The organism is Agarivorans sp. Z349TD_8 (genome assembly GCF_050870825.2).
GTDB lineage: Bacteria > Pseudomonadota > Gammaproteobacteria > Enterobacterales > Celerinatantimonadaceae > Agarivorans.
In genome coordinates this window covers 4,351,386-4,365,133 of sequence record NZ_CP194037.2, presented here as the reverse complement: position 1 = coordinate 4,365,133, position 13,748 = coordinate 4,351,386, and the positions used below count along the sequence as shown (strand labels likewise).

17 protein-coding genes are annotated in these 13,748 nt (G+C 44.4%); 11 read left to right on the top strand and 6 right to left on the bottom strand.

Features of this window, described 5'->3' with window-relative positions; genetic code table 11:
- The first annotated feature begins 107 nt into the window (after window positions 1-107).
- From nudC to ACRRS1_RS19635, 5 genes are all read left to right on the top strand, one after another.
- Window positions 108-899 (top strand): NAD(+) diphosphatase, encoded by a 792-nt coding sequence (nudC, locus tag ACRRS1_RS19655; RefSeq protein WP_432468888.1) that lies wholly within the window; start codon window positions 108-110, stop codon window positions 897-899.
- Window positions 900-1,003: 104 nt separating this feature from the next.
- The gene (gene hemE / locus ACRRS1_RS19650) at window positions 1,004-2,068 is read left to right on the top strand and encodes a uroporphyrinogen decarboxylase (RefSeq protein WP_432460249.1); all 1,065 of its coding nucleotides are present in this window, start codon (window positions 1,004-1,006) and stop codon (window positions 2,066-2,068) included.
- Window positions 2,069-2,236: 168 nt separating this feature from the next.
- Complete coding sequence (locus ACRRS1_RS19645) at window positions 2,237-2,383, top strand: hypothetical protein (RefSeq protein ID WP_432455817.1); 147 nt, start codon at window positions 2,237-2,239, stop codon at window positions 2,381-2,383.
- A 229-nt stretch (window positions 2,384-2,612) separates the two neighbouring features.
- Entirely contained in the window at window positions 2,613-3,398 is a 786-nt protein-coding gene (locus ACRRS1_RS19640; protein WP_432455818.1) for a sulfite exporter TauE/SafE family protein, read from the top strand.
- Window positions 3,399-3,667: 269 nt separating this feature from the next.
- The gene (locus ACRRS1_RS19635; protein WP_432455819.1) at window positions 3,668-3,841 is read left to right on the top strand and encodes a PLDc N-terminal domain-containing protein; all 174 of its coding nucleotides are present in this window, start codon (window positions 3,668-3,670) and stop codon (window positions 3,839-3,841) included.
- On the opposite strand, the gene ACRRS1_RS19630 is transcribed toward ACRRS1_RS19635, so the two are convergent.
- Together ACRRS1_RS19630 and ACRRS1_RS19625 are read right to left on the bottom strand one after the other, a co-directional pair.
- Entirely contained in the window at window positions 3,838-4,221 is a 384-nt protein-coding gene (locus ACRRS1_RS19630; protein WP_432460248.1) for a TM2 domain-containing protein, read from the bottom strand. The genes ACRRS1_RS19635 and ACRRS1_RS19630 overlap by 4 nt on opposite strands.
- Before the next feature lie 4 nt (window positions 4,222-4,225).
- Window positions 4,226-4,438 carry a DUF4177 domain-containing protein gene (locus ACRRS1_RS19625; protein WP_432455821.1) on the bottom strand — a complete coding sequence of 71 codons (213 nt, stop codon included), beginning with the start codon at window positions 4,436-4,438 and terminating at the stop codon, window positions 4,226-4,228.
- 241 nt (window positions 4,439-4,679) lie between these two features.
- On the opposite strand from ACRRS1_RS19625, the gene ACRRS1_RS19620 reads away from it, so the two are divergent.
- From ACRRS1_RS19620 to ACRRS1_RS19605, 4 genes are all read left to right on the top strand, one after another.
- Window positions 4,680-4,919 (top strand): TIGR02922 family protein, encoded by a 240-nt coding sequence (locus tag ACRRS1_RS19620; protein ID WP_432455822.1) that lies wholly within the window; start codon window positions 4,680-4,682, stop codon window positions 4,917-4,919.
- A gap of 371 nt (window positions 4,920-5,290) precedes the next feature.
- Window positions 5,291-5,875, top strand: coding sequence for a YjaG family protein (locus ACRRS1_RS19615; RefSeq protein WP_432460247.1), 585 nt, complete (start codon window positions 5,291-5,293; stop codon window positions 5,873-5,875).
- 166 nt (window positions 5,876-6,041) lie between these two features.
- Window positions 6,042-6,314 carry a nucleoid-associated protein HU-alpha gene (hupA, locus tag ACRRS1_RS19610; RefSeq protein ID WP_432455825.1) on the top strand — a complete coding sequence of 91 codons (273 nt, stop codon included), beginning with the start codon at window positions 6,042-6,044 and terminating at the stop codon, window positions 6,312-6,314.
- A gap of 521 nt (window positions 6,315-6,835) precedes the next feature.
- The gene (locus ACRRS1_RS19605) at window positions 6,836-7,207 is read left to right on the top strand and encodes a sirohydrochlorin chelatase (RefSeq protein ID WP_432460246.1); all 372 of its coding nucleotides are present in this window, start codon (window positions 6,836-6,838) and stop codon (window positions 7,205-7,207) included.
- On the opposite strand, the gene ACRRS1_RS19600 is transcribed toward ACRRS1_RS19605, so the two are convergent.
- A complete protein-coding gene (locus ACRRS1_RS19600; protein ID WP_432455827.1) occupies window positions 7,177-7,611 on the bottom strand; it encodes a hypothetical protein in 435 nt (144 codons plus the stop codon). The genes ACRRS1_RS19605 and ACRRS1_RS19600 overlap by 31 nt on opposite strands.
- Before the next feature lie 235 nt (window positions 7,612-7,846).
- On the opposite strand from ACRRS1_RS19600, the gene ACRRS1_RS19595 reads away from it, so the two are divergent.
- Window positions 7,847-8,326: an FKBP-type peptidyl-prolyl cis-trans isomerase gene (locus ACRRS1_RS19595; protein ID WP_432455828.1), complete on the top strand. Its 480-nt coding sequence runs from the start codon at window positions 7,847-7,849 to the stop codon at window positions 8,324-8,326.
- A gap of 37 nt (window positions 8,327-8,363) precedes the next feature.
- Here the strand turns inward: ACRRS1_RS19595 and leuA are convergent, their stop codons facing one another.
- Together leuA and ACRRS1_RS19585 are read right to left on the bottom strand one after the other, a co-directional pair.
- Window positions 8,364-10,037 carry a 2-isopropylmalate synthase gene (gene leuA, locus ACRRS1_RS19590; protein ID WP_432460245.1) on the bottom strand — a complete coding sequence of 558 codons (1,674 nt, stop codon included), beginning with the start codon at window positions 10,035-10,037 and terminating at the stop codon, window positions 8,364-8,366.
- A 442-nt stretch (window positions 10,038-10,479) separates the two neighbouring features.
- Window positions 10,480-11,019 carry a YfaZ family outer membrane protein gene (locus ACRRS1_RS19585; RefSeq protein WP_432460244.1) on the bottom strand — a complete coding sequence of 180 codons (540 nt, stop codon included), beginning with the start codon at window positions 11,017-11,019 and terminating at the stop codon, window positions 10,480-10,482.
- A 260-nt stretch (window positions 11,020-11,279) separates the two neighbouring features.
- On the opposite strand from ACRRS1_RS19585, the gene aqpZ reads away from it, so the two are divergent.
- On the top strand, window positions 11,280-11,981 hold the full coding sequence (gene aqpZ / locus ACRRS1_RS19580) for an aquaporin Z (protein ID WP_432455831.1): 702 nt from the start codon (window positions 11,280-11,282) through the stop codon (window positions 11,979-11,981).
- Between the two features lie 225 nt (window positions 11,982-12,206).
- Here the strand turns inward: aqpZ and ACRRS1_RS19575 are convergent, their stop codons facing one another.
- Window positions 12,207-13,184: an NADPH:quinone reductase gene (locus ACRRS1_RS19575; RefSeq protein ID WP_432468889.1), complete on the bottom strand. Its 978-nt coding sequence runs from the start codon at window positions 13,182-13,184 to the stop codon at window positions 12,207-12,209.
- Window positions 13,185-13,748: the final 564 nt, after the last annotated feature.

Sequence of the window (13,748 nt, the reverse complement as noted above, 5' to 3'; positions counted from 1 at the left end):
GTTTAACTGCGGAGTGGCTAAACATTTGCTGCAGGGAAAGCTTGTTAAGTTGTTTAAGCTTGTTCATTATTTGCTAATAAAGCAAATTTAAGAGCAAGGAACGTGGTGTGAGTAAGCAATTTGGCTGGTGGTTTTTCACTTGTGGTGAGCAAATTTTGGTGATTGCGCAGGGTGAACGCTTGCCCTATGGAGATATTGATGATTTGCCGTTACCTGCATTAGAGTTTAGTCGAGTAGAGCAATTTGCTAGCTATAAAGGTGAGCCCTGCTTGCGTTTAGAACTCGAGCATCCTCAGGATCTCGGGATGGGCGAGTGGGTTGATCTGCGTAGCAGCATGTCGCTGCTTAACTCGCAACTATTTAACCTCGTCGGTAAGGCGCAGCAGTTTGCTTTGTTTTTAAAAACTCATCAATTTTGCGGTTGTTGTGGTCATGCGATGACACGAGTAGATTGGGAGTTAGCCATGTTATGCTCGGCGTGTGGATTTCGCGCCTATCCGCGGGTTTCGCCCTGCATTATCGTATTAATTAGTCATGGTTCTCAGTTATTACTGGCTAATCATCGTCGTCATCAAAAACAAGCCCAACCGATGTATACCGCGATTGCAGGTTTTGTCGAAGCGGGAGAAACCTTAGAACAAACTGTACATCGTGAAACTCATGAGGAAACCGGGCTTAAACTTAAAAATTTGCGTTATTGGAAGAGTCAGCCTTGGGCATTTCCTCATTCATTGATGGCGGCTTATTTTGCAGAATATGCCGATGGTGAGCTAAAGATTGATCGCCGAGAATTAGCTGATGCCCAGTGGTTTGAGGCGAACGATTTACCTCATTTGCCGCCTCTTGGAACGGTTGCTCGCGATATGATTGAACATTGGTTAGCCCAAACTTCACTTTAAATGTGATTCATGGGAGTGTTTGAATTGTTAAACTAATGTCTTGAGTTGTTAAAGTAGCTCGTTACAATGCTCTAGCTAAAAATTATAAGGAATCAGAAAAGCCAATGTCGCCATTGAAAAACGATCGCTATTTAAGAGCTCTGTTGAAGCAACCTGTCGATACCACCCCTGTGTGGATGATGCGTCAAGCGGGTCGTTATCTGCCAGAGTATCGCGCAGTACGAGCGGATGCTGGTGATTTCATGACGGTTTGCCGTGATGCAGATTTGGCCTGTGAAGTGACGTTGCAACCTTTACGTCGTTTTGCGCTGGATGCTGCGATCCTATTCTCCGATATTCTAACCATTCCTGATGCGATGGGTTTAGGTTTGTATTTTTCCAGTGGTGAGGGGCCGAAGTTTGAACGGCCAGTGACCAGCCTTGCCGCTGTTCAAGCCTTACCGATCCCCGATCCTGAGCAAGAGCTGGTTTATGTAATGAATGCAGTTCGTACCATTAAGCGTGAGCTAAAGGGTGAGGTGCCGTTGATTGGCTTTTCTGGTAGCCCTTGGACGCTCGCCACTTATATGGTGGAAGGTGGTACAACTAAGTCTTTCAGTGGTATTAAAAAGATGGCCTTCAGTGAGCCACAAACTCTACATTTGCTACTCGACAAACTAGCCGATTCGGTGATCTTGTATTTGAATGCCCAAGTGGCGGCCGGAGCTCAGTCGTTAATGATCTTTGATACTTGGGGCGGCGTATTATCGGAGCGCGACTACCATGAATTTTCATTGCGTTATATGCATAAAATTGTCGATGGTTTGACCCGTCAAGCCGACGGCCGGGCGGTTCCTGTGACTCTCTTTACCAAAAATGGTGGGCAGTGGTTAGAGCAGATCGCGGCGACTGGTTGTGATGCAGTTGGTTTAGACTGGACGATTAATATCGCCGATGCTAAGCGACGTGTGGGAGATAAGGTCGCTTTACAAGGCAATATGGATCCATCGATGTTATATGCTCCGGTTTCTCGTATTAGACAAGAGGTTCAGCATATTTTAGACGGTTTTGGTGAAGGTTCTGGGCATGTATTTAACTTGGGACATGGTATTCACCCAGATGTTGATCCCGAGCATGCGGGGGCGTTTATCGATGCGGTACACGAACTGAGTCGTGGTTATCACCAATAACGGTTTGTGTTTGATTCGCGGGAATGAATCAGCCAATAGCAGATGCGCTTCGCGCAGCTGCTATTTTGTTTCGCTATGCCATAGTAACGGATTTTGCTATAGTAGCCGCTGTCGTGGAACTCTTTACGGATGAAGTGGTTTATAGGTCGTAATAGAGAATTTGTTGTTATGAAATCACCCTTTCAATTAATCGTCGTACTGATGCTGGTGTTACTCGTGATTGCCATGGTAAAACTGAAAAGCATTGGTGAGCCTCAAGTATTATCTTACCTACCAAAATATTTAGATCAGGAACCTATCGATCTGTCGAGATAGGCTCTGGGTTGATTTGATATTAAAAGCAGATCGCGATGCGCGACTTATCCAAACGAATATGGGTAAGATGAAGTTGGTTAAGGTTGCAAAACAGCGAGTACATCGCGGCAACGATGCTCAAAATTCATTCCGAACGCTCACTTCGCTCCGAAATCTTTAGAAAACTTTGCGCCACTGCATTGTTTCAAGCAGACTATGCGGCATTATCAGGTGGAGTGTTGGTTAGGTCGTGACGTTCATTAGTTTTTTATTGATTGGTGCGGTTGCTGGGCTGATGTCGGGGTTGTTTGGGATCGGTGGTGGCTTGGTGATTGTGCCAGTGCTTATCAGTAGTTTTGCTGCGATGGGCTTTGCTAGCGAATCGGCAATTCATTTAGCGATAGGCACCTCCTTGGCGACGATTTTGTTTACCGCGAGTAGCGCTAGTTATGCTCACTATCGTCGAGGTTCGATTGATTGGTTGATCGCTCGCCGTTTAATGCTGGGGCTGCTGCTTGGTGCTGGCGCGGGGGCGTGGCTTGCCGGGCAGCTTCAAGCTCGGCATTTAAGCTATTATTTTGCCGGATTTCTGTTACTCATGGCATGGTATATGGGCTTTGGGCGTTTACCGAAGGCACAACGAAGTCTTCCTCAGCAGTGGGGGACCAGTGTGCTGGGTGCGCTTGTTGGCGGCATTTCTGCGATGTTTGGCATCGGCGGGGGGACTATTTTGTTTCCTTGCTTAAGCTGGTACGGCTTAGCTGCGCCAAAAGCGGTAGCGATTTCTGCGATATGTGGTATTCCTATTGCCTTGGTCGGGGCTTCAGCCTATATCTACAACGGTTGGGGACTGGCTGAACTACCGCCTGGAAGCATTGGCTATGTTTATTTACCGGCGTGGTTGGGCATTGTATTGACGAGTTCGGTGTTTGCTCGAGTGGGGAGTCGCTTGGCGTATCGATTGCCAGCGAAGCGATTAAAACAAGCTTTTGCTGTGTTATTATTACTGATGGCAATCAAACTATTGAGTACTTAGCTTTGGCTGAGCAATCAGATGACGTTATTCCCGCCTAGTCACGAATGGTTTAGAGATACGTTATGGTGTATTTGTCTGTCGTTGGATTTATTGTGAGCCGTAATTACTCGTCTAGCAATTGCAGTTGCATCCCTAAGATATGATGGCCAGCCCATGTTCGCAAATCGTGATAGAGTGACGTCAACAAATTGATTTAGAATGCGCTGGGTCAATCACAATCAGCGCGAGTATTATGATAAACGTTTCAAATTGAAAATAGAGGAATCACAATGTCATTGTCATTGCTAATCGCGATGCTGATTTTAATCGGCGACGTGTTCGCTATCATTCGTACATTAAAAAGTGGCGCCGAAGTCGGACGCAAATACTTGTGGGTATTTTTAATTTGCTTATTACCGATACTTGGCTTGCTACTGTGGCTGTTTAAAGGCCCCAAGGATTAGCGCTTAACGATTTGTTTCAATAGAGTCTGCATGCTCTTATTGTTATGTTCTAATAAGATCAGCTCGGCTCTAAATAATGCTGGAAGTTCAATTAGACTGACCAGCAACAATAGACTCACCCCCCATATCCAGTAGGGACTAAACAATATACTTAGTCCCATTAATGATATCGTTAAATTGATTAGGCCTCGTTGCCATTTACCCAAATAGAAATGATGTAAACCCGCGATAAATAGATAGTTGAGAACAGCATAGCTGTCGGGATCTTTTACTTGTTTTTCCCACAATTGGTAAAATTGTTGGCGTAAGGGGGCGGGCAGCTGACGTATTTCTGCGCGTAGTTGTTCTTGTTGTACTTCTAAATCATCACGTCGGGTCATTCGTTTAGCGACCTAAGGTGACGATCACTGTTTCTCTAGACCAAAATAGCCAAAATCGTCTATTTTCAATTACTTGAAATACTAATTGCCAGCCATTGCTGGCTTCTTTGTTAAGCGTTGCCTCTACTTTTTGCAAGGGCATACCGGAAGCGCCAAGAAATAAGGTCCCTAAGGCACCTTCGGTAATAGCGATAACTTTGTATTCTTGATAAGCCATGATGATTCCTAATCTAAAATAGTAATTGGCTGACTATAAGCTAAGCTTATAGTCAAAACCATAGTTATAGTTCAATCACAAGTGTGGGTTAAGTTTGCTCGAAAGGGGGCCTTTGTGCCGTGAAGCAGGGCGAGAGAATGAGACTACTTTGGTTGACGTTACATATTTGTTATATAATACTGCGATTGCCATATGGGGTTTCAAATTGAATTCATTAACCCTCAATTGTTAGGGATAAGCTATGAAAGTAACGATGCTGTATTACGACGAAGATAATCCCTTGTTGTTACAGCAGCAGGTTTTGTCTGATTTAGGTCAGAGTGAAAAAGGTCGAGTGGTTATCCCTAACGAAAAGAAAGCTGGGAAGATTATTATCGCTATTTTGGAAGGTGAGGTGAAGGTTCTGAACTCTTTAGGAGACCGGGCTTTCGCGGCTTTTGACTTAGAGAAGCAAATTGCCTTTGATGATGGAGGGGAATAAATCTATTCCACCGTAGATGAACCGCGAGTGACTATCGCGGTTCATTGTTTTTTATACTCTTGCAAAAACTAGCAATTTACCAAATAGTCGCTCTCAATATTTGGTCTGAGTTGTTAAGTTAATCTCCTAGCCATTTATTCCGTTCAGTTACGAGCGGGCTTGCTGCATATAAGGGGCACATCGCAAAAAATTACGCTTTCAGAAGTGGCTAGGTCAATTCCTCTGCGGATGATTTTCAGCTCATATTTTCTTATTGTCATCTGTATTATCCAGCCTCACCGGGGGCTCAAAATTTAGTGAACCAGGGCGGTTGATGGTAAGCTAATCAGCATTTGATGACCTTAATCGTTTTACTTAGTGTGGAGCAAATAATGCTAACCCCTTGTGATCTCGACCGCTTAGCGAAGTTATCGACTAAGCAGCAATCCTTATATTGTTTGGCCCTACTTCAGCGAATGTCGCCTAATTATTTATTGTTTTGTCAGGCGACAGAACAAGTTCATGAGGCTGATTTTCGTCGTTTACTGGCGTTATTTTGGGAAAGTGCTTTGCACCCGCAAACTAAAATTAACTTTTCGGTTCAGCGAGAGCGCTTCGAAACGCTGATCCCAGATCCTCAATTGTTTGACATGTATGGAGTATATCCAGCGTTAGATTGTTGTGTGGTGGTTGAATGCTTATTGAGTTGTTTACTTGAGCCGACAGGCCAGGAAGCAGAACAAGCTAGTCAGACTTCCTTAGCGAGTGTTTTGAGCCTCTTAGAATTGCAGTTGGGGGAACTCGATGAAGATGCGATGCTGCGGCAAGACTTAGTCCAACAAGAGCTAGAATTTCAAACTGATTTACTGGATATGATCGACCATTTAGAGAAAGGGAAATCGGGGGTAGAAATTTTGAAAACCTTCGCGTTGAACCAAGGTGTGAGTAATCTGGGGATCTGTTTAGAAGACAATTAAATGGTGTCGTCGCCAAGATTATGGATGATTTTGTGACTATTTACGCATAAATTGGTTAAAGCCCCGTCAAATAAGGCGTGAAAGTGGAAAAATTCTTTGCGCAGGGTTTTTTTTTCTCTTAAAGTGAAGCTGGATTATTTAAACGAACGTAAAGGATTTAGATATTATGAATAAAACTGAACTCATTGATGCGATTGCAGAAAAAGCTGACCTATCAAAAGCTCAAGCTAAATTGGCTTTGGAATCAACTTTAGGTGCTGTGACCGACGCACTTAAAGAAGGCGATCAAGTTCAGCTAATCGGCTTTGGTACATTCAAAGTTAACCACCGTGCAGCACGTACCGGTCGTAATCCTCAGACTGGTGCTGAGATCCAAATTGCTGCTGCTAATGTACCTGCGTTCGTCGCTGGTAAAGCTTTAAAAGAAGCTGTTAAATAATAGCGCTTTGACACTAGGGCATGTTGAGCTTTCGTGCTTGATTTTTGTTCGAGATAAAAACATTTTCGTCACGACGAGCGGTATCTAGCTTAGGCCGCTAAGCCAATAGCGCTCCATAAAGCTTTAAGTGCTGATTATGGTTCTCGAAAGTTTAACCCCTAGCTCTAGCCCTTTAAGGGCTAGTGTTTCTTTTCTCACCGCTCTCCTTTAGACTTTCCTCTCCACGACCTTTTCCAATATAGTCATGCTGTCTTAGCTGCATTGGCATTTCTGTTTATTTCAGTGAAGGCTTATATCAATCTAAGTCATTATCTGTTGATTTTTGCTGGCCTAAATCACCGCTAATTGCGTCATGTATTTTGTAATTAGAGCCACTAGTTACTGCATTCGATGCCTCGTTATCGGCAGATTTATTCTACGCAATAAGTTGTTCATATAGTGAATCAGATTGGTATTATTGGGTATCTCTTTCTGGCGGTGATGAATCTTTGCCATCGTTGAATTCTAAATTAAGGAAGTATATGAAAGCGTTATTAGTTGTCGCTCATGGCAGCCGCCGTCAGCAATCGAATCAAGAAGTGATTGACTTAGCGGCTCAAATGGCAGGGCAGCTGCCTAGCTATCAGCAAACTCATGCGGCATTTTTAGAATTAGTCGAACCATCAATTAGTCAGCAGATCAATATGTGTGTCGCTGCCGGTATTGTTAACATTACCTTATATCCTCATTTTTTGGCTGCGGGTACGCATGTGGTGAATGATTTACCAAGAATTATTCAGCAAGCTGAAGCAAGTCATGCGGGCTTAAACATCACCTTGTTACCACACTTGGGAGGGTTTGATGGCTTAGCTACATTTGTGTGTCAATCCCTAGAACAATCCGTGGCAAATTGACGTAAGCGTGCCAGTAACTGCGGAACATAATGAGGATGTGCCATTTGTAATAAGTTGTGCCAATGGCGATGACCTAAGGTTTCTTTAAGCAACAAAATTACTTGAGTCAGTGGCGCATTCAGCAATAGCTCTGGGCGATATAAATAGTCGGCACCTTCTTGAAAAAACCAAGGACTAGCAGTGAAGCACTTAAATAGTTGTTGTTGCTCTGCTGCATGATGCAGTCGCTTGAGCTGCTTTACTGGGCTTAATTGTTTGACTTGTAAACTCAGTTGAGCCAATTCATCGATATTCGCTTGGCTAGGGAGGGAATGTAGAGAAAATAGGGCTTCAGCTAACTCGTTAGATGTAGAGCACTGAAATTTGTAATCGTCTGGGGTGTTTATGCTGCTATCTATACTCACAATCAACTTCTCTCGGTAGTAACCTCCTTGTTGATTTACGACATTGTATAGGCTTCCTATGAATATACTGGCTGATCGGTGAATGCTGGTCAATAGTTATACATTAATTTGTTGAGCTGTACACAAATACGTTTCGCTATTGTTTACTTCCATTTTCCCTAAGATAACTATAATACTTGGCAAACTCCGCCGATTCTGCTGTAGTAGCGCAACATTTCCATCTTGAGAGAAGACCATGAAAGTTGTAAAAGATAGTGTGGTGCGTTTTGAATATACTCTGCATGAAACCGACGGCGCGTTATTGGAAGCGACCGACCAAGATGCGGTCGCTTACCTGCACGGCCATAATTCGATGATTCCTGCGATTGAACAGGCCTTAGAAGGCCTAGAAGCTGGCGCAGAAATCAAGCTAAGTTTGGCGCCTGAAGATGGCTACGGTGTGCGTGATGAAAATGCAGAGCAGCGCGTGTCGGTAAAACACTTGCAAGGCGCTAAGCATTGGAAAGCTGGGATGGCTGCGCTCTTGGAAACTGAGCAAGGCCCTCGTCAGGTAACCGTGGTTAAGGTTGGGAAGTTTATGGCGACCGTTGATACCAACCATCCCTACGCGGGTAAACATCTCGACTTTGCTATCAAATTAATTGAGGCTCGTCCAGCAAGCGCTGAAGAATTGGCGCATGGTCATGCCCACGGTGCGGGTGGGCATCACCATTAAGTCTTATGGCTGAGCGTACATCAGATGGCGCAGCTAACTAGACCATTTCCAGCTGAGCGGATATGCTCAGCTCTTGATTTAAGGCACATAACATCGCTTTTAAGCTTGCGGTGAGAATGTCTTTATCGATGGCGACCCCAAGATAGCGTTTATTCGCGATCTTAGTTTGAATGTAACATACCGCTTCCGCTTCAGCTCCTCTACTTAAGGCATGTTCAGTGTAGTCGAGAACCTCGATAGTGAAGCCAAATTCCTGCTGTAGTCCGTTGACAAAGGCGGCCAGTGCGCCATTGCCATTGGCTTCAATCCTGCAGGTTTGCTCATCCCGTTGTAATACAACCTGTAAATGTTCTTGCTGTTGGTAGCTGATTTGGTAGTGGCCAAGTTGATAGGCATGGCTTTGCTTTAAATAAGTCTGCTGGAATAGCTGCCATATTTTTTCTGGGGTGATTTCTTCACCCGTTTTCTCGGCGTCTTGTTGTACCACTGCACTAAACTCAATGAGCGCCCAACGAGGCAGTTGAATGCCGTAGTCTCGCTCAAGGATATAGGCGATCCCGCCTTTGCCTGATTGGCTATTGATACGGATCACTTCCTGATAATCTCTACCTAAGTCACTAGGATCGATCGGTAAATAGGCCACATCCCAAGGCGCGCCAGTTTGCTGCTGTTCTAAACATTTCTTAATGGCATCTTGATGGCTGCCAGAGAAAGCGGTAAATACCAATTCACCAACATAGGGATGACGCGGATGTACTGGCAACTGGGTACAGTGTTTGACCACTTGTACTATTTCATCGATATTGGCCAAGTCCAACTCCGGATTTATCCCTTGACTGTATAGGTTCATTGCCATCGTCACGATATCCATATTTCCGGTGCGCTCGCCATTGCCGAGTAAGGTGCCCTCCACTCGGTCGGCTCCGGCAAGTTGCCCCAATTCAGCTGCGGCGATCCCACAGCCGCGGTCATTGTGGGTATGCTGGCTAATCACGAGATCTTGGCGATGGTCGATGTGCTGGATAAACCATTCTATTTGATCGGCGTAAACATTAGGCATCGACATTTCAACTGTGGCTGGAATATTAATGATTATTTTATTGTTGGTGTAAGGACGCCACTGGGCAACCACCGCATTACAAATTTCCACCGAGAAATCGAGTTCGGTTCCAGTAAAGCTTTCTGGTGAATATTGAAATTGCCAATTAGTCTCTGGGTAACATTCGGCCTGCCGCTGTAGTTCTTTTGCACCAGTGACGGCTATGTTAATGATACCCGCTTTATCCAGTTTGAATACCTTCTCGCGCTGTGTTCTCGAGGTTGAATTATAGAGGTGCACAATCGCGTTTTTCGCTCCGGCTAGTGCTTCAAATGTGCGCTCGATTAAGCCCGAACGGGCCTGAGTTAATACTTGAATGGAGACATCTTCCGGGATCTGATTGGTCTCGATTAACCATCGCACAAAATCGTAGTCGGTGGTTGATGCGGCAGGAAAACCAACCTCGATCTGTTTAAAGCCGAGCTTCACCAGAAGCGCAAACAAGGTTTTTTTCTGTTCCACCGACATCGGTTCAATCAAGGCCTGATTGCCATCGCGAAGATCCACACTACACCACTGTGGTGCTTGACTGATACTGTTATTGGGCCATTGTCGATTAGGTAAGTGAACCTTCTGAAAGGCTTGGTATTTTTTATAATTAAAAGTGGACATGATTTATCTCTACAGTTGAATTGAATGAATTTAGCCCAACGGACCGCCAGCGCGAGGCAAGAGAGTGCGCTGACGGCTAATTAATCGAAATATGGCAAATGGTAATTTCATTTAAAATTCTCAAGTGGAGAGTGATGAACAAAGTATAAGGAGATCTGCTGAGTGAGTGTTTGCGAGTTATGGTTTAATAAAGTTAATTTAGGGTTATTTATTTCAATTTATAACGCTTTTTTGATTTTATTATCCCTTCTAGAAGCTTTTGATTGAATTTTAAAGCTATGGCATTTGTTTTTGGGGGCTCTGCTTCACTGTCGACGCTGAAAAGAGCTAGGCGCTGTGGCTAGATAGATACGGACTAGATGGTGAATCAAGAAACATCAGGAATGGCGTCGCACTTGGCCTGTTTTTCATCTCAGAGCTGAACATAACAGGCCTCTGAGGACTAGAACTTAATTACTGCGCCGATATAGAAACCTTTATTAAAGCTTAAATCGTTTGCAGAACGATAGTGAAACTGAATGCTACGGTAACCTAAGTACACGTTAGCATGGGGCATCAGCGAATAAGCCACTCTTGCATCTAAGTTGTAGTAACGACTTAATTCATGACTGGCTAACACCGAAGGTGCGTAGTAAGCACTTCCTGAAATTGTTAAATCTGGGGCAATGAGAATGGCGTAGTTTCCTCCAATGGTTACGGCATGCGCGTTCGCGTGATGATTTGCCCACAATGTGTTGAACTTAGTGCCAATTGCAAATTTATGATTGTCCTGCTGGTGGGTTGCCTTGATCCCTAGCTCTGCTAAATCGCCTTCAGGTCGAGAGTACATATAGTTTGCCGACACCTCAGCTGCAGGCCCTATCGCGCTGGTAAAACCAGCTCTGAAGGCATCATCATTCAGTTCAAAGTTAAATTCACTCGCATAGACAGTAGGAATAGTGAGTATGGTGATGTAAACCGCTAAAATATAAGTTCTAAACATGAACGTCCTATTAATGAATTATTTTCGGATTAAAGTGTGGCAATGGTAGCTATATTTTTTATATTTGTCTTTACTATTGTGTTTTTTAGTTCTTTGTATTTATTTCGATTTCTCTCGTCTTGTATCTGTTAAGCGAGAAACTGTATCGAACTGAACGGGCAAGGGAGTAAAAACTCGGTAGGCTTGGCAGGAGTGGCCTATATTTAGGCGACAGTGGCAAGTTGCTACTGTGAAGCCTATGTTTGAAAAGGAGAGCAAACATGCCGTTATTCAATCGTTTAGTTGCAGAAGGGATTGGTACTTTTTGGTTGGTTTTAGGGGGCTGTGGTAGTGCTGTATTAGCGGCGACTTTTCCTGAGGTAGGGATTGGCTTGGTTGGGGTATCACTAGCCTTTGGTCTGAGCGTTCTCACCATGGCTTATGCCATTGGGCATATCTCTGGTTGTCACCTTAATCCTGCGGTCACCATCGGTTTAATGGTGGCAGGGCGTTTTTCTAAGTTTGATGTATTCCCTTATATTTGTGCCCAGTTACTTGGCGGATTTGTGGGCGCAATTATTTTGTACTTGATTGCCAGTGGTAGCGCTGATTATGATTTGGCTAGCCATGGTTTGGCGAGTAATGGTTACGGCCTGCATTCACCAGGAGGCTATAGTTTAGTCGCAACCTTTATTTGTGAAATAGTGATGACCTTTATGTTTTTATTCATCATTTTAGGGGCTACTGATCAGCGTGCACCAGTGGGGGGCGCCCCCTTGGCGATTGGTTTGGGATTAACTTTAATCCATTTAATATCTATTCCGGTGAGTAATACCTCGGTGAATCCGGCTCGTAGCACTGCGCCTGCCTTAATCGAAGGGGGGATTGCCTTAAGTCAATTATGGTTGTTTTGGCTTGCACCACTCGTTGGGGCGGTTTGTGCTGGTTTGATGTATAAACAAATTGCCGCGAAGAAAGAATGAACTTGATTTGGGCTGTTGATCCTTCATCACTCATGTTATTCCAAGGATCAACAGATTTTGGTTGTCGAGGGAGTAGGGGAAGCAATATTTCTTAGGCTTACTTTTTCGCCTCACGCCTCGAGTCTATAAAATAGCCCTCAAGGTTTATCTTATTTCTAGAGCCGCTGCGCATCGAGAGTGGTCGCAGCGGGACCAATTGAGAGACGGGCTATTTATGTCGTCGAGTTACTGGTGACTAACGGTATCCTTAGTCTGCTGGGTGTCGATCACAATATTGCCGTGAGCGCCTGCTTGCATCACGGCTTGATGAGCGGCGCTGGTTTCGGCCAAAGCAAAACTTTGTCCTATCACAGGGCGAACAAATCCCGCTTCGGCACCTGCATAAAGGGCCGTATGGATCTGTTTTAGCTGTGCGCTATCGGCGTGCGCTAAGGCCATTCCCATAATACAAGCATCTCGAGCCATGAGATCTCGAGGATTAATCTCTACACTGCCTCGGCTACCGATCACAACCACGCGTCCTCTTGCATTGAGTAGCGGTAGATCATCGCCTAAGTTTTGATTCGCTAGCATCTCTAATATTACATCCACCCCACCGGCTTGTTGCAGTTGTTGGTAGTGTTGCGTTTGATGGTGGTTTACTACCACATCGGCACCTTGTTGTTTGAGTAGTGCTAAACCGGCTTCGCTGCCAGCGCTGGCAAAAACCCGACAACCCGCAGCTTTGGCGAGTTGAATTGCGGCGAGTCCGACGCCTCCGCTCGCGCCGTGAATAAACACCGTTTCTGCGGCTTGAGCATGGGCTCGAATAAACAGAGCTCGCCAAGCTGTAGCATATGGTGTACCTAAACAGGCACCTTGTTCGAAGCTTAAGTGATTCGATAGAGGATAAACCTGTTGCGGGCTGGCCAAGCATTGTTCAGCGCTGGCACCGCTGAGTGTTCCTGCGCAATAAACTCGTTGTCCGGGACTTAGGCCTGTGACGTCAGCACCCACGGCAATGATCACGCCTGCGGCATCTTTTCCAGGCGTGTGTGGGAAGTTGGCGGTGTAGTTATTACTACCGGCTACGATATAAGTATCTACTGGGTTGACCCCAGCAGCCTTGACTGAGATTAGCACTTGTTGTTGATTTGCAACAAGGTCTGGCAGTTGATTGAGCTTCAGTTGGTCGCCATGGAATTGCGCTTGTATTGCCTGCATCGTTTCTCCCTTATATAGCAGTGACGGTTAGTGGATTAGCATACCGCAGTTTTCTCATTTGTAACGGTTTAAGAAAATACTTGCGAAATTTTTTATCAAACAATAGTTAACAATTTTCACAAATTCGCTCTGCGCTGTGGTTTGGAAAGCCTTTCAAATGATTTTTTGGTAATTTAATTACTTAAAGTGAAATTTAGTAAGTACAAAATGAAAAAACATAATGTTAATTGTGTGCTGTGTCGCATAATATTAATCCCAAGAGAGAAAGTTACTAACAAAAACACTTTACATAGTTAGCGACTTTTAAGATTGAAGCAAACAAAACAATAGGTGAACATATTATGGAATTATTTGGTTTATTTTACGCATTACAATCACAAGCAAACAATAATCAACAAAGCCAAGCGCAACGTAATCGCTAGTCATTTACAAGCAAAAGGAAAATATTATGTACGATTTATTTGGATTGGTCGCCCTTAGCTACCTAGGTTACAAAAAACACGATGACGCCAGTGTTAAGCAACTGAATCGTTAATCTGATTGATCAACTGAGTTAAACTTTTA

What these genes read in the sequence shown, in the direction of transcription:
- hemE (WP_432460249.1), top strand. Translation starts at nt 1,004, where the DNA reads ATGTCGCCATTGAAAAACGATCGCTATTTAAGAGCTCTGTTGAAGCAA.
- ACRRS1_RS19645 (WP_432455817.1), top strand. Translation starts at nt 2,237, where the DNA reads ATGAAATCACCCTTTCAATTAATCGTCGTACTGATGCTGGTGTTACTC.
- ACRRS1_RS19635 (WP_432455819.1), top strand. Translation starts at nt 3,668, where the DNA reads ATGTCATTGTCATTGCTAATCGCGATGCTGATTTTAATCGGCGACGTG.
- ACRRS1_RS19630 (WP_432460248.1), bottom strand. Translation starts at nt 4,221, where the DNA reads ATGACCCGACGTGATGATTTAGAAGTACAACAAGAACAACTACGCGCA.
- ACRRS1_RS19625 (WP_432455821.1), bottom strand. Translation starts at nt 4,438, where the DNA reads ATGGCTTATCAAGAATACAAAGTTATCGCTATTACCGAAGGTGCCTTA.
- ACRRS1_RS19620 (WP_432455822.1), top strand. Translation starts at nt 4,680, where the DNA reads ATGAAAGTAACGATGCTGTATTACGACGAAGATAATCCCTTGTTGTTA.
- ACRRS1_RS19615 (WP_432460247.1), top strand. Translation starts at nt 5,291, where the DNA reads ATGCTAACCCCTTGTGATCTCGACCGCTTAGCGAAGTTATCGACTAAG.
- hupA (WP_432455825.1), top strand. Translation starts at nt 6,042, where the DNA reads ATGAATAAAACTGAACTCATTGATGCGATTGCAGAAAAAGCTGACCTA.
- ACRRS1_RS19605 (WP_432460246.1), top strand. Translation starts at nt 6,836, where the DNA reads ATGAAAGCGTTATTAGTTGTCGCTCATGGCAGCCGCCGTCAGCAATCG.
- ACRRS1_RS19595 (WP_432455828.1), top strand. Translation starts at nt 7,847, where the DNA reads ATGAAAGTTGTAAAAGATAGTGTGGTGCGTTTTGAATATACTCTGCAT.
- leuA (WP_432460245.1), bottom strand. Translation starts at nt 10,037, where the DNA reads ATGTCCACTTTTAATTATAAAAAATACCAAGCCTTTCAGAAGGTTCAC.
- ACRRS1_RS19585 (WP_432460244.1), bottom strand. Translation starts at nt 11,019, where the DNA reads ATGTTTAGAACTTATATTTTAGCGGTTTACATCACCATACTCACTATT.
- aqpZ (WP_432455831.1), top strand. Translation starts at nt 11,280, where the DNA reads ATGCCGTTATTCAATCGTTTAGTTGCAGAAGGGATTGGTACTTTTTGG.
- ACRRS1_RS19575 (WP_432468889.1), bottom strand. Translation starts at nt 13,184, where the DNA reads ATGCAGGCAATACAAGCGCAATTCCATGGCGACCAACTGAAGCTCAAT.